Annotated in this window: 22 protein-coding genes; 10 read left to right on the top strand and 12 right to left on the bottom strand. The window is 60.0% G+C overall.

Annotated features, from left to right (window positions below; genetic code table 11):
- Positions 1–16: 16 nt before the first annotated feature.
- From HY011_33085 to HY011_33075, 3 genes are all read left to right on the top strand, one after another.
- Positions 17–241, top strand: coding sequence for a hypothetical protein (locus HY011_33085; GenBank protein ID MBI3427784.1), 225 nt, complete (start codon positions 17–19; stop codon positions 239–241).
- 78 nt (positions 242–319) lie between these two features.
- Positions 320–2,200: a carboxypeptidase regulatory-like domain-containing protein gene (locus HY011_33080; GenBank protein ID MBI3427783.1), complete on the top strand. Its 1,881-nt coding sequence runs from the start codon at positions 320–322 to the stop codon at positions 2,198–2,200.
- A 119-nt stretch (positions 2,201–2,319) separates the two neighbouring features.
- Positions 2,320–4,188, top strand: a complete 1,869-nt coding sequence (locus HY011_33075; protein MBI3427782.1) for a carboxypeptidase regulatory-like domain-containing protein — start codon at positions 2,320–2,322, stop codon at positions 4,186–4,188.
- 68 nt (positions 4,189–4,256) lie between these two features.
- On the opposite strand, the gene HY011_33070 is transcribed toward HY011_33075, so the two are convergent.
- The 10 genes from HY011_33070 to rplU all read right to left on the bottom strand — a co-directional run bounded on the left by HY011_33070 (position 4,257) and on the right by rplU (position 10,175).
- Entirely contained in the window at positions 4,257–4,865 is a 609-nt protein-coding gene (locus HY011_33070; protein ID MBI3427781.1) for a class I SAM-dependent methyltransferase, read from the bottom strand.
- Positions 4,866–4,883: 18 nt separating this feature from the next.
- Positions 4,884–5,597, bottom strand: coding sequence for a DUF2490 domain-containing protein (locus tag HY011_33065; protein ID MBI3427780.1), 714 nt, complete (start codon positions 5,595–5,597; stop codon positions 4,884–4,886).
- Positions 5,594–6,163, bottom strand: a complete 570-nt coding sequence (locus HY011_33060) for a PH domain-containing protein (GenBank protein ID MBI3427779.1) — start codon at positions 6,161–6,163, stop codon at positions 5,594–5,596. The genes HY011_33065 and HY011_33060 overlap by 4 nt, the downstream gene beginning before the upstream one ends.
- A 143-nt stretch (positions 6,164–6,306) precedes the next feature.
- Positions 6,307–6,672 (bottom strand): TraR/DksA family transcriptional regulator, encoded by a 366-nt coding sequence (locus HY011_33055; protein ID MBI3427778.1) that lies wholly within the window; start codon positions 6,670–6,672, stop codon positions 6,307–6,309.
- A gap of 58 nt (positions 6,673–6,730) precedes the next feature.
- Positions 6,731–7,210, bottom strand: a complete 480-nt coding sequence (locus HY011_33050) for a 23S rRNA (pseudouridine(1915)-N(3))-methyltransferase RlmH (GenBank protein MBI3427777.1) — start codon at positions 7,208–7,210, stop codon at positions 6,731–6,733.
- Positions 7,211–7,300: 90 nt separating this feature from the next.
- Positions 7,301–7,693 (bottom strand): ribosome silencing factor, encoded by a 393-nt coding sequence (gene rsfS / locus HY011_33045; protein ID MBI3427776.1) that lies wholly within the window; start codon positions 7,691–7,693, stop codon positions 7,301–7,303.
- A 35-nt stretch (positions 7,694–7,728) separates the two neighbouring features.
- Positions 7,729–8,406, bottom strand: a complete 678-nt coding sequence (gene nadD / locus HY011_33040) for a nicotinate (nicotinamide) nucleotide adenylyltransferase (protein MBI3427775.1) — start codon at positions 8,404–8,406, stop codon at positions 7,729–7,731.
- 10 nt (positions 8,407–8,416) lie between these two features.
- Positions 8,417–9,526, bottom strand: coding sequence for a GTPase ObgE (gene obgE, locus HY011_33035; GenBank protein MBI3427774.1), 1,110 nt, complete (start codon positions 9,524–9,526; stop codon positions 8,417–8,419).
- 51 nt (positions 9,527–9,577) lie between these two features.
- Complete coding sequence (rpmA, locus tag HY011_33030) at positions 9,578–9,838, bottom strand: 50S ribosomal protein L27 (GenBank protein ID MBI3427773.1); 261 nt, start codon at positions 9,836–9,838, stop codon at positions 9,578–9,580.
- Between the two features lie 25 nt (positions 9,839–9,863).
- Positions 9,864–10,175, bottom strand: coding sequence for a 50S ribosomal protein L21 (gene rplU, locus HY011_33025; GenBank protein MBI3427772.1), 312 nt, complete (start codon positions 10,173–10,175; stop codon positions 9,864–9,866).
- A 241-nt stretch (positions 10,176–10,416) separates the two neighbouring features.
- On the opposite strand from rplU, the gene HY011_33020 reads away from it, so the two are divergent.
- The 7 genes from HY011_33020 (at position 10,417) to HY011_32990 (ending at position 18,377) form a co-directional block, all read left to right on the top strand.
- On the top strand, positions 10,417–10,974 hold the full coding sequence (locus HY011_33020; GenBank protein ID MBI3427771.1) for a sigma-70 family RNA polymerase sigma factor: 558 nt from the start codon (positions 10,417–10,419) through the stop codon (positions 10,972–10,974).
- A gap of 3 nt (positions 10,975–10,977) precedes the next feature.
- Entirely contained in the window at positions 10,978–11,979 is a 1,002-nt protein-coding gene (locus HY011_33015; GenBank protein MBI3427770.1) for a zf-HC2 domain-containing protein, read from the top strand.
- Between the two features lie 28 nt (positions 11,980–12,007).
- Positions 12,008–12,712 carry a Crp/Fnr family transcriptional regulator gene (locus HY011_33010; protein MBI3427769.1) on the top strand — a complete coding sequence of 235 codons (705 nt, stop codon included), beginning with the start codon at positions 12,008–12,010 and terminating at the stop codon, positions 12,710–12,712.
- Between the two features lie 223 nt (positions 12,713–12,935).
- Positions 12,936–14,357 (top strand): UDP-N-acetylmuramate:L-alanyl-gamma-D-glutamyl-meso-diaminopimelate ligase, encoded by a 1,422-nt coding sequence (gene mpl, locus HY011_33005; GenBank protein MBI3427768.1) that lies wholly within the window; start codon positions 12,936–12,938, stop codon positions 14,355–14,357.
- 174 nt (positions 14,358–14,531) lie between these two features.
- Positions 14,532–14,900, top strand: coding sequence for a hypothetical protein (locus HY011_33000; GenBank protein ID MBI3427767.1), 369 nt, complete (start codon positions 14,532–14,534; stop codon positions 14,898–14,900).
- A 49-nt stretch (positions 14,901–14,949) separates the two neighbouring features.
- Positions 14,950–16,647: a carboxypeptidase regulatory-like domain-containing protein gene (locus HY011_32995; protein ID MBI3427766.1), complete on the top strand. Its 1,698-nt coding sequence runs from the start codon at positions 14,950–14,952 to the stop codon at positions 16,645–16,647.
- On the top strand, positions 16,644–18,377 hold the full coding sequence (locus HY011_32990) for a carboxypeptidase regulatory-like domain-containing protein (protein ID MBI3427765.1): 1,734 nt from the start codon (positions 16,644–16,646) through the stop codon (positions 18,375–18,377). The genes HY011_32995 and HY011_32990 overlap by 4 nt, the downstream gene beginning before the upstream one ends.
- Positions 18,378–18,524: 147 nt before the next feature.
- Here the strand turns inward: HY011_32990 and HY011_32985 are convergent, their stop codons facing one another.
- Together HY011_32985 and HY011_32980 are read right to left on the bottom strand one after the other, a co-directional pair.
- Positions 18,525–19,559 (bottom strand): isocitrate/isopropylmalate dehydrogenase family protein, encoded by a 1,035-nt coding sequence (locus HY011_32985; GenBank protein MBI3427764.1) that lies wholly within the window; start codon positions 19,557–19,559, stop codon positions 18,525–18,527.
- Between the two features lie 82 nt (positions 19,560–19,641).
- Entirely contained in the window at positions 19,642–20,424 is a 783-nt protein-coding gene (locus HY011_32980) for an SGNH/GDSL hydrolase family protein (GenBank protein MBI3427763.1), read from the bottom strand.
- Positions 20,425–20,495 lie beyond the last annotated feature (71 nt).

The following is a 20,495-nucleotide window of genomic DNA, read 5'->3' as shown; positions in this document are numbered from 1 at the left end:
ATCCTATGCGGGCAAGGTGATTGTACCGGATCGCAGCGGGCTGACGAGCGTGACGGCGACGATTGGCGGCACGAGTGCGGAGGTTGTTTTTACGGGCGCGCAAGGCGATTTAATCGGTGTGGATCAAATTAACCTGCAACTTGCGCGTGCGCTGACTGGACGGGGGGAAGTAGACCTTAATCTTTCAGTCGGCGGCGGCGCGGCCAATTCCGTCAAGCTGAATTTTGCCAGCAACAAATAGTGGCCAGAGGTGGCTTCCCGTCGTCTTAAGGGCAAGTCGAATGCTGCGGGCCTGCCCCGCCACGAACAAGGAGTCACCATGCCGCGAAAAAAGAAACACCTCTGTTGGTTGGCCGTTATGCTTTCTCTGCCAGCCACCCTCCTGGCGCAAACACCGCCCGCCACACCGGCCACGGCTTCCCCAACCGGCACCGCCAGCCTCGCCGGGCAAATCAAAATGGGCGAGAAGGGCATTGCCGGGGCGCTCGTGTCATTGACCAATGTGGCGGCGAATCAAGTGGCGGGCGGGCAGCGCAATCAGCCTTTCGCTGGCGGACTGGCCGCGCAGCCAACTGCGGGCGGTGCGGCGACGACCGATACTGAGGGGCGCTTTCAAATCAACAACCTTGCCGCCGGTACGTTTCGCGTGCTGGTGACCGCGCCGGGCTACGTGCTGGCGAATAGCGAAATGACCATGCAGCTTGCCGATGGGCAGGCCGTCCAGAATCTGAATTTGTCGTTGGCCAAAGGCGGCGTCATCACCGGCAAAGTCCTGCACGGCACGCGGCCCGTGATTGGCGAACCGGTCACGCTGACGCCCGTGGACGCCACGGGCCAGTCCGTGCAGATGCGCTTGCCGAATGGCATCAGCTTTCGCACCGATGATCGCGGCATCTATCGCCTCTTCGGTTTACCCGCCGGGCGTTATCTGCTCAGCGTCGGGCGCGGCGAGGGCGGCTTTGGCGGCGGCGGCGGTCGTGGCGGCCCGAATGGCGGCGGCTCAAATAGCGGCAATGCCTGGCAACGCACTTACTATCCCGATGCGCTCGAAGCCGCCACCGCCAGCGCGGTCAGCGTCGAACCGGGGCAGGAATTGACCGGCATAGACATTCGCATGGCCGCGCGCAACACCTACGCCATCGTGGGCCGCGTGGTGGACGCCGAGACGGGCAACCCCCTGGCGGGCGTCTTGCTCGGGCACAGCAAAATGGCCAACCCGCGCGCCAATCGTCCCAATCCCAACAATCAAAATGGGCCGAACCAACCAAATCAACCAACCCAACAGGGCAATCGCGCCAATCAACAAGTCGTTGTCGAAGAGCTGACGGACGCGCCCAGCAATGAGGCGGGCGAATTTCGCATCGCCGGGCTGACGGCGGGCAGCTTCACGGTTTATGCCACGCGGGATCGCGCGACGGGCGCATCGGAGTTTTACAGCGATCCGGTACCCGTCGAAATCAGCTCGTCAGATGTCACGGGTGTCGAGATCAAATTGCTGCGCGGCGCGAGCATCACGGGCGTCGTCGCGTTTGAAAATGCGAACGAGTCGAAGGTGCAGGCGAATCTGCCGAACTTGCTGGTGCGCGCGTCTTCGCGTAGCAGTGGGCGCGGCGGCGGCGGCGGCGGGTTGTCGAATGATGCCGCGGCGCAGCTTGGGCCGGACGGAATTTTCCGGTTGTCCGGTTTGGTGCCGGGCTTGGTGACGTTGACGCTGGTGGATCGTGCTACGCCGGGGCTGACGATCTTGCGCATCGAACGCGACGGCGCCGATTTGCAAGCGGGTCTGCGCGTCGAAGCGGGCGAACAGGTCGCAGGCGTGCGCCTGATTGCGACGTATGGCAACAGTTCGATTCGCGGCATGGTGCAAGTGACCGGCGGTGTGTTGCCGCCGCAGTTGCGCCTATCCGTTTCGGCGCGGCGCGTGGATGCCAGCGCCAGCGTGCGTGATCGCGGCGGTCGCAATGCGCCGGTGGATGCGAGCGGGCGTTTTCAACTCGATCAACTGGTCGCCGGGACTTATGAACTGACCTTGCAAGGGGCAGGGCTGGGCCGCAACACGATTACGCCTGTGACCGTGACGGTCAGCAGCAGCGGCGTGCAAAGCGTCATCTTCCCGCTCGATCTCAAAACGCTGACCGCGCCACCAACGCGGGGCAACGCCAATGGTAGTGATCGGCAACCGCGAGGGATAAGGCAATGATCAAGCTGCGCCCGAAAGCATTGCCACAGAGGCACAAAGACACAGAGCGAGTTTTTGAGAAAGGCAGAGGCTGCTGCATAACCTCTGTGTCTCTGTGCCTCTGTGGCCAGCTATTCATAATGTTGTGTGCGGCTGGCTGGTTGCTGATCGCAACGAGCATCCAGGCGCAAACGCCCAACGGGACGGTCAATTACGGCAGCCTGACCGGGCGTGTGATTGGCGAAGATGGCCCGGTGCCTTTCGCGACCGTCACGGTGCTGGCGGTGGGTGGGCGGGGGCAGGGCAATGGCTCACGCAGCGTCATCACCGATATGGAGGGCAATTTCAAAGTGGATGGCTTGCGCGCGGCGGCGTTGCAGATTCAGGTCAATGCGCCGGGGTACGTGCAGGAAAGCGCCGCCGTGAGTGTGGCGGCGGCGGAACCGGATGCGCCCGCCGAAGTCGTGACGCAAACCTATTATCGCCTCGGCGACGACGTGACGCTTTGGCTGGTCAAAGGCGGCGTGATTACGGGGCGCGTCCTGAATCCGGCGGGCGACCCGGTGATTGGCGTGCGTGTCAGTGCGCAACCAATCGGCGCGACGTTGGCGAGCACCGCCACGGCTCCGCCCGCACTGGCGAACAGCGACGCTCAAACCGATGATCGCGGCATCTATCGCCTCTTCGGTTTGCCCGCTGGAACGTATGTCGTCGTCGCCAATGCTAACGCGGTGGCCGGTGGAGGTGGCGGCGGCGGCGGCGGATTCGGCGCGGCCTTTGGCGGAGGCCGCCCCGGTCAGCAGCGTAATCCGTTTGCGAACGACGGGCCGATTTACCATCCCTCCGGCGGACGCGCGGCAGCCGCAGAAATTACCGTGAGCAGCGGCGCGGAAATTAGCGGCATTGATATTCAGTACCGCAGCGTGCACGGCGTCGCCATCAGCGGCACGGTGGCGGGCGCGGCGACTGAACGCGGGCCGGGCGCTGGATTCACGCTGGTGACGCTTACGCACAAAGCCTCCGGCCAGGTCGTCAATACGGCGTTTCTCACGCCGCGCGGCGGGCCAATCCGGCGCGGTTTGGCCAGCGGCCCCGATACGTTCTCAATGCTTCACGTGACGGATGGCGAATACGAATTAACGGCGCAACGCAATTCCGGCGAGGATGTCGCCGCCGCCGCGCCCGTGCGCGTGTTGGTCAACGGCAACGATGTTACCGGCGTTAGCCTAACGTTGAAGCCGCTGGCCGCCGTGCGTGCGCAAGTGCAGCTTGAAAGCATCAGCAAGTGCACCGCCGCGCGCGCCGCGTTGTTGGAAGAGCAGATCTTCACCTTGCGCGTTGAACCGGCGGCGGCGAACAAAGCGCTGGCACCGCGCCCGCCCGCGCCGCTCAGCGTTCCCAATCGCGCCGGTGAAATCGCCTTTCGCGGCTTGCCCGCCGGACGCTATCGCCTGGGCACGCAATTGCTCGACGAACGCTGGTTCATGCGGTCTATTGCCGCCCCTGTCGCCGCGCCTGCGTCTGCGCCCGCCAAAACGACGCCCGCGCCTGCTGTAAAAAGCGCGCCCGCTGCCCCCTCGAGAATGTCGGATGCCAGCCGCAACGGGCTTCTGCTCAAAGCCGGTGAACGGCTGACAGGCGTAGTTGTGACCGTCGCGGAAGGCGCGGCGGCGCTGGATGGCAAAGCCGTAAAAGCCGGCGCGGCTGTGCCTGCCGGGGCGTGGCAGATTCACCTCATCCCCGCCGAACGCGAACGCGCCGAAGACGTGTTGCGTTACGCTGAAACTCAGACCGGCAATGACGGCGCCTTCCGCTTCCGCAATCTTGCGCCCGGCAAGTATTGGGTGCTCGCGCAGCCCACGCCCAAAGAGCCATCGCCGCCGGAAGCGCCCGTTGCCTTGGATGCTGCCGCTCGCTTGCGCTTGCGCCGCTTGGCTGAAGCGGCAAATCAAGCCATCGAATTACAGCCTTGTCAGCGGCTGAGCAAATACGAACTCCAATTCAAGTAGCTTATTCGAGTTGAACTGCTTCGTGACGTTGTTAAGGGCTGGCCGACGCGGCCAAATGCGAGAGGAAATTACGCCGGTTTCCCCAACAGCCACGTCGTCATACAACGCAGATTCGCCACGTTGGTCGTCTTCAGTGGTTCGAGCAGCGCAGCGCCCAAACGTTCCATCGCGGCACTCAGCATTGCTTCATCCACCAGAAAACGCTCCGTGCCATCCGGCAATGCGAACCAGCCATTGCCGACGGGGCGGACGTGTTCTTCAATTCCGATAGAACTCGCCAGCCGCGCAAATAACATCCCGCCGGGTTTGAGCACGCGCCACATCTCAGCCAACATTTGGTCAAAGTGTTGTGGGTTGCGGGCGAAATGCAGGACGGCGCTGCTGATGACCAGATCGAAGCGGGCGTTGACGCAGGGCAGCGCGGCCACGTCGGCGAGTTGGAAGTTGTGTGCGGGCAGGTGCGGCGCCAGGTGGGCGGCCAGCGCTTGGACTTGCTGGATGGCCTGGGGATTGGTGTCTACGGCAAAGACCTTGTAGTGGTGGCGGAGGAAATAGACGAGATTGCGGCCGCCGCCACAGCCTGCGTCCAGCAGCGCGAGGCCGGGCTGGATGTTGCCTTTAAGCAGTTGATCGAAGAGGTAGATGTCTATGTCGCCGAATTCTTCGCGTAACTTCATGGGTTGCCGAAAGCTGTGTTAGAAGGTGGTTTTCGGCGCAGCCTTGTGGGCTGGCAAGAAGATGCGCAGGCTCACGCCAGCGGCGTGGATGTTGCCAGGGCGCGAAACGCCGTCATCTTGCCGCAAGTAAAAGAAGTCCATCGTCAGTTGTTTGGTGAACGGTTTGCTAAGGCCGAGCGCGAGGCGGTTGCGATACCAGCCCAGCCGCCCGCCGGTAGCAAGTTTTTGCGAGGAATATCTGATCTCGTCCCAAATGAACGGTTTGAATTTGAAGGCGCCGAGGTGGGCAGGGTGATCTATGGTCAGTCGTTGGCGATAGACGGACGCATCGCGGTTGGCAATGACGAAGCGTTGCTCGAATTGATGGCGATTCGCAAAGGTAAAAGCGTGCCAGGTGAATTTGCCAGTCGCCGAGAATACCAGCCGGTGCTGATTGACGACGCGCCCGGCGTAAGGCTGTTGGCTGACGTAGGCATAGCCTGGCGTCAGTGTCAGATACGCATTCGGTTTGAAGGCGACCGCGCCCGCGAGTTGTTCTTCAACGGCATGTGTGAACTCGCGGCCCAGGCGCAGTTGGCCCGTCAGCAAAAGGTCGCGGGTTTTGGTGAGTGGTTTGGTGATTTGCACTTCATTCCACTCCTGGTCGTCAGCGTGCGGCGGATTTTGGGCGCGCACGGATTGAATGCAGATGAACAGGCCAACCAAGGCCACCGCGCATCGCTTGGCTTTCATTGGCGTCCCTTCAACAATTCAACGACTTCATTCAAGCGCTGCTCGATGTTTTGTAGCGTGGCGAGTTGCTGGGCGGCTTGGGCTTCGCTTGGACCCGTGCCGGTCGCTGCCGCCGGTAACGCGGGTTGGGCGCGTTGTTTCAGCGCCTCACGCGCCGCGAGAATGCTATTGCGATATTCATGGGCGTTGATGATGCCGGTGAGTTGCATGTTGTTCGCCTGCCCGGCGGTATGCCCGGCGGGCTCGAACTTGAGCGTGCTGAGATGGAAGTAGCGCAGCAGCGGGCCTTCGATAAAGGTCACGTCCTGGATGTTTTCGAGCGGAATGGTCTTTTCGATCTGCACCAGAATGCCTTTGCGATAGCGCAGCGTTTTATCGCCCAGGCAACATTCCAGCTTGGCGAAGTAATGCCGCGCCCACCATTGGCCTACGCCAAGGAACCAGAGCAGCGCCAGCGGCAATCCGATGATCGTGCTGGCCATCGTTAGGCCAATCGTCACGACGAGGTAAGGGCGAATGAGCGGGTTGAAGGCAGCGCGTAACTCGGATGTGGTTGGGGTGTCCATAGCGCTAATTTACAGTGGGTTCAGTTCGTGTGTACAGCTTTGCCGCGTTAAGGGCTGTGGTAAAACAGAAAAACCCTGAGCGCCTGCCACAGTGGTCAACGCTCAGGGTTTTGCTTCGGTTGGCAACCACCGCGAACTGGTTGTTACTCTTCTTCGTCAATCAGGCCTTTTTCGATCTGCTCTTGCACGGCGATGGTGTATTTAGCCCAGGGGATCGCTTCCAGGCGTTTCATCGGTATTTCTTCGCCGCTGATGACGCAGGTGCCGAATTCGCCGTCTTCGATGCGTTCGAGCGCCTCTTCGATCAGCGTCAGCATCTGGCGGTCGTTGGTGGATTGGCTGAAGAGCAATTCTTTGGTGTATGAGTTCGAGGCTTTATCCGCCGGGTCTTGCGTAGCCTCGGTGTCGGCCTCGCGGCCGTGATCTTCGTTGCGTCCGACGACGCCCAGCAATTTGGCCCGTTCTTCCAACAGGCGTTCTTTGAAATAATTCAGTTTCTTTTTGTCCATCCTCTACTCCCCAATTGATTGACTTGGACTGCGGCCAAACGGAGTGACAAGCAGTGTTTCAAAACTTGTGGTACGGCAACCCGGCGAGCAGCGTATACGCGCGATAAAGCTGCTCCGTTACAACGACGCGGGCCAGTTCGTGCGGCAAGGTGAGTTGCGAGAGCGACCACACGAGTTGGGCGCGTTGCCGGACGGCGTCGCTCACGCCGGCGAATCCGCCGATGATGAAGGCGACCCGCTTACTGCCAGCCTGTTGCCGTGCCCCGATAAATTCAGCTAACGCGGGTGACGAGAATTGACGGCCTCTTTCATCGAGCAGGACGACATAATCATCCCGTCCGATGGCGGTCAGTATTTTTTCGCCTTCCTGTGCGACCACGCGACGTTCGGCATCACTGCCAGAATGCCTGCCGGAAGGCTCTTTCAATTCGCTCACTTCACAAGGGGTGAAGCGGGCGATGCGGTCCAGGTAATCGGCTAGCAAGGCGGCACAAGGCCGGTCTTTGGTTTTGCCGATCCAGACGAAATGCAAACGCATTGGAATTAGCCCGTGTCAGAAGCCCGGCCGTGGGAAGGACTTGATTGCGCGACTAGGCCCTCCCTTACGGTCGGGCTTCTGACACGGGATTCAAACAGTCACGCGCTCGGCATCGCGCCAGAGCCGTTCCAGATCATAAAAATGCCGCGACTCTTCGACGAAGACGTGCACGACGAAAGCGCCAAAATCGAGCAGAATCCATTCGCCGACGTTATAGCCTTCGGTATGTTGCGAGCGCAGCTTGTAGGTTTTTTTGAGCCGCAAGCTGATCTCGTCGGCAATCGCCTGGGTCTGGCGCTGATTGGCGCCCGTGCAGATCACAAAGTAGTCGGTGAATTCGGTCAGCGCGGCCAGGCCCAGCACGGCGATGTCCAGCGCCTTTTTGTCTTCGGCGGCGGCCACGGCGGTTTTGACCTGCTCGAAGATGAGTTGGTCTTCAGCCGTTTTCTCTGTCAGTGCGACCACCGGGGGCACGGGCGGCATGACCGCCGGAATTTCTGTTTGCAAAATTGCTTCACTCATACTGCCAATTGATACAACTGATATTTGGCGATGTAATCCGCCACGCTCGGCGGCACCAGGTTTTCCAAGCTCTGGCGCGCTTGCGCTGCCTGGCGAATGGCGGTGGCCGAAACATCCACCGCCACGTAATCGGTAATGAACGTGTGCGGTGCGGCCAATTGCACGCTCGTTGGTTGCAACCCGCCGCGTAAATCAACGATGCAGGCCTGCAATTCCAGAGCCAGATGCGCGGCGATATTTTCCGTCGCGTATTCGTGCGCACGATAACCGGGGCGCGTGGCAACGATCAGGCTGAATTCAGTCAGCAAGCGTTCGTGCGCACGCCACAGCGTAATGTCACGAAACGAATCCAGACCCATCACAAAGAACAATTGCGCGCCGGGATATTGCGTTTGCAAATGCCCTAGCGTTTCGATGGTATAGGGGCGCGCGGGCGCTTCCAGTTCAATCGTCGAAATCAACATGCACGCTTCGAGCGCCGTGGCCAGCGCCAGCATCGCATAACGGTGATGCGCCGCGCTGATCGTTTGGCCGCGTTTGTGTGGCGGTACGAAAGCCGGTACGAAGAGCAGTTGATCCAGCGCAAAATTCTCAAGGATCGCGGCGGCCACCCGCAGATGGCCGTTGTGAATCGGGTCGAATGTCCCGCCGTAAACGCCGATTCGTTGCAACACGGCTTTTTCCTTACGAAGCTGCTTTTCCTGTGGCGGCTAAAGCGATAGGCGCATCCACCATATCCGGCGCATCCACCATATCCGGCGCATCCACCATATCCGGCGCATCCGGCGCATCCGCTGGTTGCAAGCTTAGCAACTTGCGTTCGAGCGCATAGAGCAAATCTTTTATCCCCGCGCCAGAGGCTGCCGAAATCTGATAAAACTCCAGCCCTGCACGCTGACAGAAGGCTTTGAATTCAGCGAGCTTTTCGGCCTCGCCAAGCGCGTCGAGCTTGGTTGCCACCACAATCTTCGATTTCGCCGCGACTGCCGGGCTGTAGGCTTCCAACTCGTGCGTGACGGTCTGGTAATCCTTGACCGGATCGCTCGCCAACCCGGAAACGTCCACGAGATGGAGCAATAATTTCGTGCGCTCGACATGCCGCAAAAAACGGTCGCCTAAACCTGCGCCTGTGTGCGCGCCTTCGATTAAACCGGGAATATCCGCGACGACCAAGGTTTTGTAATCGCCTAAATCAACGACGCCCAAGTGAGGTTCAAGCGTGGTGAAGGGATAGTCGGCAATCTTGGGCCGGGCCGCTGAGATGCGCGAAATTAACGTAGACTTGCCGGCGTTCGGCAACCCCACCAGTCCGACATCCGCGATCAGTTTCAATTCCAATTGCAGCGTGCGTTCCTGGCCGAGTCGGCCTTCCTGATGGTAGCGCGGCGCGCGATTGGTGGGTGTGGCGAATTGCGCGTTGCCACGTCCGCCGCGTCCGCCTTTGGCCATCCGCACGCGTTCACCCGCGTGAGTGAAATCGTGGATGAGTGCGCCGGTTGCGGCATCCATTACCAATGTGCCAACGGGCACCTGCACCACGATGTCTTTGCCATCCTGGCCATGGCGGTTGCTGCCTTCGCCGTGACGCCCGCGCTCAGCTTTGTGCTCAGGGTTGTAGCGGAAATGCAGCAGCGTATTGACGCCTTCCGAAGCCTCAAAATAGACCGAGCCGCCATTGCCGCCATCGCCACCCGAAGGCCCGCCGTGCGGCACGAATTTCTCACGCCGGAACGCCGTCACGCCGTTCCCGCCGTCGCCGCCTTTGACGTAGATTTTCGCGCGGTCTATGAACATCGGTAGTCGGTAGTCAGTGGTCGGTAGCCGGATAAGCTAACCGATGGCCAACTACTCTGCTGCTGGGTAGACGCTGATAAAGCGTCCTTTGCGTCCCTTGTCTTCGAACTTGACGATGCCGGTGACGCAGGCGTAAAGCGTGTCGTCGCTACCGACGCCGACGTTGGTGCCGGGTTTGAATTTGGTGCCGCGCTGGCGCACCAGAATCGAACCGCCCGAAACCAACTGGCCGCCAAAGCGTTTGACGCCCAGCCGCTGTGCATTGGAATCGCGCCCGTTACGGGAACTGCCTACACCTTTCTTATGTGCCATGACGAAAACTCCTACAAAAAAGCGGTTAAGCGATCGCGTCAATCTTGACGGAGGTATAACCTTGCCGATGACCTTTGATCTTTTTGAATTGTTTGCGGCGTTTGAACTTAAAGACGATGATCTTGGGGCCGCGCCCGTTTTTGACGACCGTGCCGGTGGCTTTGACGCCTTCGACAAGGGGCGCGCCGATTTGCACGCCCTCGTCATTGCCGGATACGAGCACCTCAAATTCGACTGCATCGCCTTCGTTTTTCTCGCCCAGTGACGGGATCCGGACAACGTCGCCCGGACTGACCCGGAACTGTTTTCCGCCCGTGCGGATGATTGCGTATACCATAGTGATGACACCTCCATGTAATCTTCAAATGCAAAGTCGCGCATTATAGTGACGGAACCGCAATAGCGCAACCGTTTGCTCAATTCAGGTGTTTGTTGCGGCAGGATTCGGCGTGTGCGCCAAATCCGCCGCTGATCCGCGTGCGTAAGAAAAATTTAGTGCTGCGGAATAATCACAACCCCAGTTTGCAATACATAGGGCAGGATGTGCAGGCGGAAACAGCCCAGAACCTGAGAAAGGCTTGCAAGGCAGAGCGTTGAGTCTGAACGAAGGACAAAAACTGGCCCAATTCGAAGGCGCGGCGTTGGCCTATGCCGACCAGCTTTTCCGCGTCGCACTGCGGTTGTGCCGCGAGCGGGCCAAGGCTGAAGATTTAGTGCAGGAAGCTTATTTACAAGCTTGGCGCTCGTTTCATCGGTTCGAATTGGGCACGAATCTGCGGGCCTGGCTCTATAAAATCATGTTCAACGTCTATTACAGCGGACAGCGCAAAGAGCGCTTGCGGCTGGTGCCGGTCGAAGAAACGATTGCCGAAACCATTGCGTATGATCCACCGACGCCGGCGCAATTGACCGATGAGGAAGTCATTGCCGCGCTCGAACGCTTGCCGCGCGATTTTCAGATTCCGCTGGTGCTGGCCGATATTGAAGAGTTGTCATATCGCGAAGTGGCCGAAGCACTGGAAATTCCCATTGGCACCGTGATGTCGCGCTTACATCGCGGGCGCAAGCTCTTACGCAGCGAGTTGACGAAGTATGCGCACACGGTTGGTTACAAGCTGGCTGATGCCCAGCAGTAGTTTATGGATTGCCGAAATTTCAAAGATGTCTTGGATTCGTATCTGAGCGGCGAACTGGCTGTCGAGACAAACCATGAGTGTCTGCGGCACGCTGAACAGTGCCCGCCTTGCCGCGCCGAGATGGGCGCCCGCCGCAATTTACGTCTCACGTTGCGCGCGGCGGTGACGCGCACCTGTATGAGCGACGAGGCGCAAGCGCGTTTGCGCGCATGCTTACGCGCTGAAGCCGAAAGCGCGCCGCTGGTGCAGGTTGCGCCAGCGCGCCCGCCGCGTGTCGGTCAGCCGCGTCTCTGGCCGAGTCTTTGGCCCGGCAACTGGCCCAGCATCCGCTTGGCTTGGCTTGCGCCCAACTTCGCGCTTCCGGCCACGGTCACGGCGATCTTTCTGTTCGCGCTGGGCGGGGTCGGCCTGTATGTCTACAAAGGTAGCGGGCGGCCAACGATGTTGAGCGACACGGTGATGGCCGAGGCGGCAGGCGATCATCAGACCTGCGCGCTGCAATTCGCCAATGCGCAAGCGACCGCCACGACGCCCGACTGGATGAAGGAAAAATATCCCGCTTATGCCGGATTGGCCGAGGCGGCGGCGGCAGGGGCGCAAGGGATGCAGTTGAAAGCCGTGCATGTTTGTGGCTTTCAGAAACGCAAGTTCGGCCACCTGATTTATGCGCAGAACGGGAAGGTCATTTCTTTATTAGTAACGCCGCGCGACGCAGCCTGTTTGCAGAACGGCCAAGTCCCCACCGATGACGGCGTGACTGCGGGCTTGCAACACGCCCTGCGCGCAAGCTTTCAAGTCAATGCCTACCAGACGGCGAAATATGTCGTGCTGGTCGTTTCTGATTTGCCAGAGACAGAAAATGAACAATTGGCGCAACGGCTGGCGGGGCCGGTCAGCGCGCATTTGCGCCAAATCGAAAAATCCGTGGCCCAGGTGCCCGAATTTGAGATCAAAGACTTTCTGAACGAGATGCAGTATTACGCACGAGCAATTCGGCAGGAGTAGGCAAGCAAGCACGAGAAGGAGGGAGCAGATGATCGCCCATGCAGCAGCACTAAAACGGATCGAAGAACCTTTGCGGCAACCCCACTGGCTACCGCCATTTCCCGCACTGGCCAATGTGCCGCACGTCGAAAAAACGTTCTGGCGCGGGATGCCGGTTTACAAACTCGAAGATGCTGCGACGCACATTTACCTGGTGCAGAAAGGCCGCGTCAAGATTTTGCGCACCTCACCCGCGGGCCAGCAGAAAATCACTTCGATCCGCTATCCCGGCGAAGTCTTTGGCGAGTTGGCCTTGTCCGGCGCAACCGCCGAAACACGCCGCAGCGATGAAGCCGTCGCGCTTGATACCACGCGCGTGGCGCTCATCCGCGTCAGCGATTTCTGGAATGCCATCAAACATGAACCGCAGGCAATGCAGAGCGCCTTTCAACACGTCGCCGCGCGGTTGGCCGAAGCCCAACGCCAGATCGAAGCCTTGGTGTTTGAGAACAATCACCGCCGCCTAGCGCAGGCCCTGTTGGAACTTTCAGACGCGGCCTGGCGCACAGACGAATCCAGCATCCGCCTCACGCACGAAGAACTGGCCGAACTGATCGGTTCGACCCGCGAAGTCGTCACGGGGATGATGATCGAATTCCGCCAGCGCGGCCTGATTGATTACAAACGCGGCGAAGTGCGCCCAAACGTGGCGCGCCTGGAGCAGTTTCTCGCTGAAGAATATCTGGCAGAGTAAAGACTGGCTGAACGAAAAAGTATTCTCCATTCTCAATTTTTCATTCTCAATTCGCTTGCAGTGCGCAGTTTGTTGGGAAAAGCCTTCCTGCCAGGAGTTGAGAATGGGAAGTTGAGAATGCTCCGCCTAAATCAACGCCCCCATTCTGCCGCGCTTTTCCCCGGTACACAGCCGCCGTACAGCCAGCTATAATCCCCGCGCTCGCATTTCCAAAACACAATTTATGCAGACCAAACACTTTCATCTGATCGGTGTCTGTGGCACGGCGATGGGTTCGCTGGCCGGGATGCTCAAAGCGCAAGGCCACCGCGTGACCGGCTCTGACAAAGCCTTCTATCCGCCGATGGGCGACGAATTGAAGCGGCTTGGGATCGAGACTTTCGACGGATTCGCCGCTGAACATTTGCAGCCCGCGCCTGATGTCGTCGTCGTTGGCAACGCCACTTCGCGCGGCAATGCCGAGATCGAATACGCGCTGACCGCCCGGCTGCGCTGCGCCTCCATGCCCGAAGTCATCCGCGAGCAGTTCATTCGCGGCAAACATTCGACCGTCGTCGCGGGCACGCACGGCAAAACGACGACAACCTCGATCATGGCTTGGGTGTTGGAGACGGCTGGTCTTGATCCTTCGTTTCTGATCGGCGGCGTGGCTGAAAATTTCGGCGCGAGTTTCAAGGTGGCGAACTCAACGCATTTTGTGATCGAAGGCGATGAGTACGACACGGCCTACTTCGACAAAGGCCCGAAGTTTTTGCACTACCTGCCCGAGTTGGTGATCCTGAACAACGTCGAATACGACCACGCCGACATTTACGCCGATCTCGAAGCGGTCAAGAGATCCTTTCGGCTGCTCATCAATTTGATCCCGTCGAACGGGCGTTTGATCGCGGGCTGGGATTCGCCGGTCGTGCGTGGACTGGTCGAACACCCCCTCGCGCCGCAAGGCGTCTGGTGCCCGGTCGAAAGTTTTGGCTTGGATGACGGCGCGCAATGGACGGCGCGCAATATCGAATACCTGCCTGACGAAACGCGCTTCACCGTCTTTTGCGCGGGCCAGGAATATGCCGCCTTTCGCACGCCGCTCGCCGGAGCCTTTAACGTGCGCAACTGCCTGGGCGTGATTGCGGCAGCGGAAAGCCTCGGTCTCGAACGCCGAGCTGTGGCCGCCGCGCTCACCACCTTCAAAAGCGTCAAGCGCCGCATGCAGGTGCGCGGCACGGCAGGCGGCGTCACCGTGATTGACGATTTCGCGCATCACCCGACCGCCGTGCGCGAGACGCTGCTGGCCATCGCGCAAAAGTATCCAAACCGTCGGCTGGTTGCTGTATTCGAACCGCGCACCTGGGCATCGCGCAAAAAGGTTTTTCAGGACGATTACGCGCGGGCCTTCGACCCGGCGGGTTACATCGTCATCGCGGCGCTCTTTGAAGCGCAACGCATCGAAGCTAGCGAGCAGATGTCCATCGGCCAACTGGTCGAAGCTTTGCAGGCGCAAGGCAAACCGGCCCTCGCGCTGGATGGCGCAGACGCGATCATCGCGCATCTGACGCCGGAGTTGCGCGCGGGTGATGTGGTGGCGATTATGTCTAACGGCGGCTTCGGCGGGATTCACCAAAAGCTGCTGGATGCACTGACCAGCCGCTAAACGTTAGCCCTAAATGTTGAGGAGGACGCCATGAGATTTCTTTTGCGAGTGACTGTTTTAACAATGGCCTTGGCATGGTTGCCGCTGTTTGTGGCAGGACAAACCATGCTTTTGCCCGGCCCACGGTTGGATACCATTTCGAACAACAAACTGCTGATTGCGGGGGAAGCTGAGGTGCCAGCCATTCAGCAGGACAAACCTTTCGTCGTCGAGTACTACTACAAAGCCCGCTGGGGCTTCGCCGACGAATTCCTGCGGCTCTTCAAAAAGAACCATCTGCCGGTCTTGCAGAAGCAGATCGAACAGGGGCGCATGGTCAGCGTCAAAGTCGAAAAGCCCCGCTACCACGCGACCGAAGACGGGCGTTGGGACTTTCGCGTGACGATCACCTTCAAGAGCGCTGCGGTGGCTTTCGCGCCCTTTGATGAAGCGGCCCTGGCGCGCCAGCTTTATCCCGATCAAGAGACATTCAAGAAAGAAGAGGCGCGGCGCTTTGAGATTTTGCTGGCGCATTGGGATGTGCCGGTGGTGCCGGTAGAATAGTCGCGGCTCACACGCGCCCAAAACCAAATGCCTTTCGCAGGGAGGGTTTATGCAGCTTCCTTTTGCTTCAATGCTTCGACTCGGCTTTGTCTTGGCACTCCTTTGTTTCAGCCCCGCGCTGCTGGCGCAAACCAATCCAGCCACGGGAACGATCAGCGGGCGCGTCACGTTGGGCGGCAAACCGGCGCAGGGCGTGACCGTACTGGCTTTGCCGGCTAACAACAGCGGGCAACGCGCCAGCGCGCAGGCCAAGACGGATGCCGTGGGGCAGTACCGGTTGACGGGCTTGCCCGCCGGGAGCTTCAAAATATATGCGGCGGCGCGCGAATACGTGAGCACCGGCGAGGATGGACGCAGCGTGATGCTCAACGCCGGTGAGCAACTCGAAGGACAAGACCTCACGCTCGAACGCGGCGGCGTCATTACCGGGCGCGTCACCGATGCGGCAGGCCGCCCGTTGATCGAAGAATACATCAAGCTGTTCCGCCTCAACGCGAGTGGGGTGAAGACGCCCTACAATCAACTTTACGCCAACACGTTCAAGACGGATGATCGCGGCATTTACCGCGTGTATGGCTTGGCGGCTGGGCGCTATCTGGTGGCAGTGGGCCAAGACGAAGGCGCTGGGGCGGTGCGCTACAACTACGGAAAAGGCCGCGCCTACAAACTCACTTATCATCACGACATGGCCGCCACGGCTGACGAGGCGCAGCCGAAAGCGATTGAAGTCGGCTATGGCAGCGAGACCAGCGAGGTGGACATCAAGCTGGGCGCGAGTTTGCGCGGGCACGCCATCACGGTGCGCGTGATTGAAGCCGAGACGCGGCGTCCGTTGCCTGATTTACACGTTGGATATGGAAGCATCCGGCCACAGCCATTTGGTGATATTAGTCGAGTGAACAGCGATGCAGTCGTCACTGACAGCCAGGGGGAAAAGCGCTTTGAGGGCGTCCTGCCGGGCCGTTACGCTGCCTTTATTCACAACTGGAACGATGGCAAGGACAGCGAGTATTACGCCGAACCGCAGCCTTTCGAGGTGAGTGAAGGCGTAGCGACCCGCCTTGAAATTGTGGCGCGGCGCGGCTTGCAAGTGAGTGGCAAAGTCATGGTTGAAGGTGTCACCGATGCGGCTTTGCTGGCGCGCGCGAAGCGGCTGCAACTCTACCTGACTCGACAGGGGAAGGTGGCGCTCCGCTCACCTTATGGCAATTCCGGCACGCTCGCATCGGACTTCAGCTTTCGTGTTAGCGGTATCGAGCCGGGCAGCTACAGCCTATCTATCGGCAACAGCTATGAGTCGCGCGGTTTTGAGTTCGTCCGCGTCGAACACAACGGCGCAGTGTTGGGCCGGGTGTTCGAAGTCAACGTGCCGCTCAGCGGAGTGCGGGTTGTGCTGACCTATGGCAGTGCGCGCATCCTGGGTCAAATCCAGCTTACTGGCGCTGTCTTGCCCGCCAATGCGCGCGTGTCTGTCGCGGCGTATCCGAGCGGGAGTCCGAACTCTACTCGATGGAGCACCGATGCGGATGCGCAGGGCCGATTTGCGCTGGAATACCTCACGGCTGACACCTATGAATTGCGTGTTTCTGTCTATGTGCCAATTACGCAAATTGTTCCGAATAGCCCGCCGCCAGTGTCCACCGTCCGCTTGATTGCTTCCACCAAACAAACCATCACCGTCGGCAACACGGGCGATACGCCAGTCACGCTGACGCTCGATCTGTCAGCACAAGGGAGGCGGCAATGAAACGCATAACCTGCCAATTTACCTGGCTGCTGTTATTGTGTTGGTTCAGTCTCAGCGTCCCCGCGCCAAGCCAAACGCCTGCTCCCGCCAACAACGCCAAGCTGACAGGGCGTGTTGTTGGCACTGACGGAGAGCCGCTGCCCGATATTACGGTTACGCTGTACCAGATTGGTGGCAGCAGTGCTTCGGGTTCAACCGCCAGCGATGACGAAGGCCAATTCAGCTTCGATGGTTTGACGACGGGGCAATACTCGTTGAACGCCTATGCGCCGGGTTACACGATGCAACGCCCCTCAACCTCGTCCTTCCATCCCGGTGACACCGCCACGCTCACCATGGTCAAAGGCGGCGTTATCACCGGGCGCGTCACCAATGCGCTGGGCGAACCGGTCGTAGCGGTCAGCGTCGCTGCACAGATGATTCGCAATGCCACGGGCCGTCTGGTTGAAGGGAGCGCCGAACAGACACAACCAACCGATGATCGCGGCATCTATCGTTTGTACGGCTTGCGCGAAGGCACCTATCTCGTAGTCGCCAACGGGCCAAGCCAGTCTGCCGCGCCGCTTTCGGCCTATCAGAACGAGACGCCGACCTATCACCCCGCCGCCGACCGCGCGACGGCTCAGGAAATCATAGTGAAGCTCGGCGAAGAAGCGAGCGGCATTGATATTCGCTATCGCGGCGAACGCGGCCACCAGCTCAGCGGCAAAGTCGCGGGCGCCACCGCACCCAGCAACGCGGGGCGGGGCGGCATCAACCTGGTGCTCAAACAGGTGGGTAGTGAAGCCAGTTACAACACGGCCACGCTGAGCGCGAATAGCGGCGAGACGGACTTCAGCTTTCAGGCTGTGCCGGAAGGCGAATACGAACTGACCGCGGTGCGTTATGAGAACCCGCTCGGTAATTTGGCGCAAGCCGCGCCGCGTCGTGTGCAAGTGAAAGGCGCGGATGTCACTGGCATCACGCTCACGCTCTTGCCGCTCGGTTCGTTGGCCGGGCGCGTCATCACGGCTAATCCACCCGTCAGCCCCGCGCCAGAGAGCAAATGCACGCCGCCTAGCCCGCCCGTGCTTGAAGAGGTCTCAATCACTGCGCGCCGGATGGAAACAGGCCAGGCAGGCGAGACTGCGTATGCTTACACGCGGCTGAATGCCAAAGGCGAGTTTGTCTTGCGCGGGTTGGCTGCCGGGGCGTATTGGCCGTTGGTCAGCGCCCGCACCGAGGGCTGGTATTTGCGCGCGTTGACGTTGCTGCCCGCCGCAGACCGAGGCGCACGCGAGCCTTTACGAGAGATTGATCTGGGCCGCACAGGGCTGCCGCTCAAACCGGGCGAAGACCTGAGCGGCATCACGCTGATGCTTGCGCCCGGGGCCGCCAATTTGTGGGGCCGTCTGGTCGCGGCTGAAGGCAACGCTTTGCCCGAACAGGCGCGCGTTTATCTGATGCCGGCAGAGGCTGCTGCGGCGGATGATTTGGTGCGCTACGCCGAGACGCTGGTCATGGATAAGGCGGGCCGCTTCGGGTTCAACAGAGTAGCGCCGGGCCGCTATCGCCTCTACGCCGAAGCTGTCACAGTTAGCGCATTGCGCCCGCCGGCAGCTAGTTTTGCGGTGGGAGATCGGGCGGTGCGCGCGCGGTTGTTGCGCCTGGCCGCAACTCAGCCGGATTTTGAATTGCAGGCCTGCGAACAGATGACGAATGTTGAGGTGCGGTTGAGTGTGGGCAAGTGAACAAAGCGACGGCGCCCGCGAGAGTAGCGCAACCCTGCCGAGGTTGCGCGGCTGCATCTGTTACGAACATGGTTTCAGTTGCGGCCAGGGCTGGAGTTGATGAAGCTGCGCAACCTCGGCAGGGTTGCGCTACTCGTGCCCCACATCTCATAGATGATCAATGATGACGTTGGTCATCGCCGTGGTTTTGCCTGAACCGCCTAAATCCGGCGTCAGCGTGCGCCCTTGTTGCAACACCGTCTTGACCGCCTTGCGAATGCGTTGCGCGGCCTCGCGTTCGCCCAGATGATCCAGCATCAGCGCGCCCGACAAGATCAGCGCCGTCGGGTTGACGACGTTCTTGCCCGCCAGATCGGGCGCTGCGCCGTGGGCCGCCTCGAAGATCGCGCACTGTTCGCCAAAACACGCGCCGGGGGCTAAGCCAAAGCTGCCCACCAAGCCCGCGCACAAATCCGAGAGAATATCGCCGTACTGATTCGGCATCACCAGCACGTCCCATACGTCAGGCAAACAAGCCAACTGATAGGCGCACGAATCCACCATCGCATCGTCAAAGCGCACGTCGTCGTATTCACGCGCTACCTCGCGTGCCGTGCGCAGAAACAAGCCGTCGGTCAATTGCAGCACGTTGGCTTTGTGAATCACGCTGACGTGTTTGCGTCCGCTCTTCCGCGCGTATTCAAAAGCAAAGCGCACCGCGCGTTCAGACGCCTTGCGCGTGGTGATCTTGATGGCGGTAGCGGCATCCTCGCCGACCTGGTGTTCGTAGCCGCTGTAAATGTCTTCGGTCAATTCGCGGATGATGACGACATCGAGTTTGGGCGTGTGGGCGCGCACGCCCTCGAAGGCGCGCACAGGCCGCACGTTGACGTAAGCGCCCAGTTCGAGCCGCAGCGCCGTGTTGGCGTTGGAGTAAATGCGCTGCGAACCGTCGTCGTGTTCGATGACGACCTTGTGGCCCATCGGCACGATGACGAGCGGGCTTTTCAGCACGACGCGGCTGGCGCGCAGCTTGTCCAGCGATTCGCGCGGCAAGGTGGCGCCGTAGCGCGCATCGGCCAATTGTCCGACGGGCACCACGTCCCAGGCACACTTCACCCCCGCCGCCTCGATCACGCGCATCGTTGCATCGCTGATCTCAGGGCCTACGCCGTCGCCGCGAATGACGGAGATGTGGTGCATCTTTGGAGGGATGAAGGATGAAGGATGAGGGATGAAAAAGGATTTGTTCATCCTTCATCCCTCATCCTTCATCCCTCACTTCTCATCCTTTCTTCTTGAGCGCTTGTGCAATCGCCGCTTCCGCCAGCGGGGCCATGATTTTGTAGCCTTCCGCGTTCGGATGCAGGCCGTCGTTGGCGAGTTCGGCTTTGAGGAAGCCTTGCTCATCCACCATCTTGCCGAAGTAGTCGAGATAGATGTGGCCGTGTTTGGCGCAATAGTCTTTAAGCCAGGCGTTGAGTTGCAGAATCTTTTCGGGCGGGCGGCCAGCGGTCTTTTTGCTGCGCTCGTTGTAATCGTGCACCGGCAGCACGGATGAGAACACCACGCGGATGCCGTTGGCCTTGGCGAGTTCGGCAATCGAAGCATAGTTGTCTTCGATCATCTCGACGGTCATCGGCCCGGTGTTGCCCGCGATGTCGTTGGTGCCCGCCAGAATGACGACGACTTTGGGCGCGTGCGCGATCACGTCGGGCCGCATGCGAATCAGCATTTGCGGCGTTGTCTGGCCGCTGATGCCGCGATTGATATACGGCTTGCCGGGGAAGTATTCATCCAGCTTCCAACTATCGGTGATCGAATCGCCCATGAAAACGACGCGCTGTTCGCCTTTGGCGGGCGGTTGCACGCCGGCATTCTTGTCGCGATAGCGGCCCAGTTGCGGCCAATCCTGCATGCGTCTTTGCATCTGATCAATCCGTCGTTGCAACGCTTCGGGCGAATCGGGCGCGGGCGTTACCGGTGGTGGCGTGGTTTGTTGTTGGGCGAACGCTGTGGCTGCAAAAGCCAGCAGCAAGGTGATGAGCGGTATGCAGCGAAGTTTCATTCAGTCATCCTTTTTCAGCAGTATGGGTGAGAGCGACTTGCCGCAGATGAACGCGGATAAACGCGGATAAA

The sequence above is a fragment of the Acidobacteriota bacterium genome (assembly GCA_016196035.1).
Taxonomy (GTDB): Bacteria; Acidobacteriota; Blastocatellia; order RBC074; family RBC074; genus JACPYM01.
This window is presented reverse-complemented; position numbering and strand designations above follow the sequence as displayed.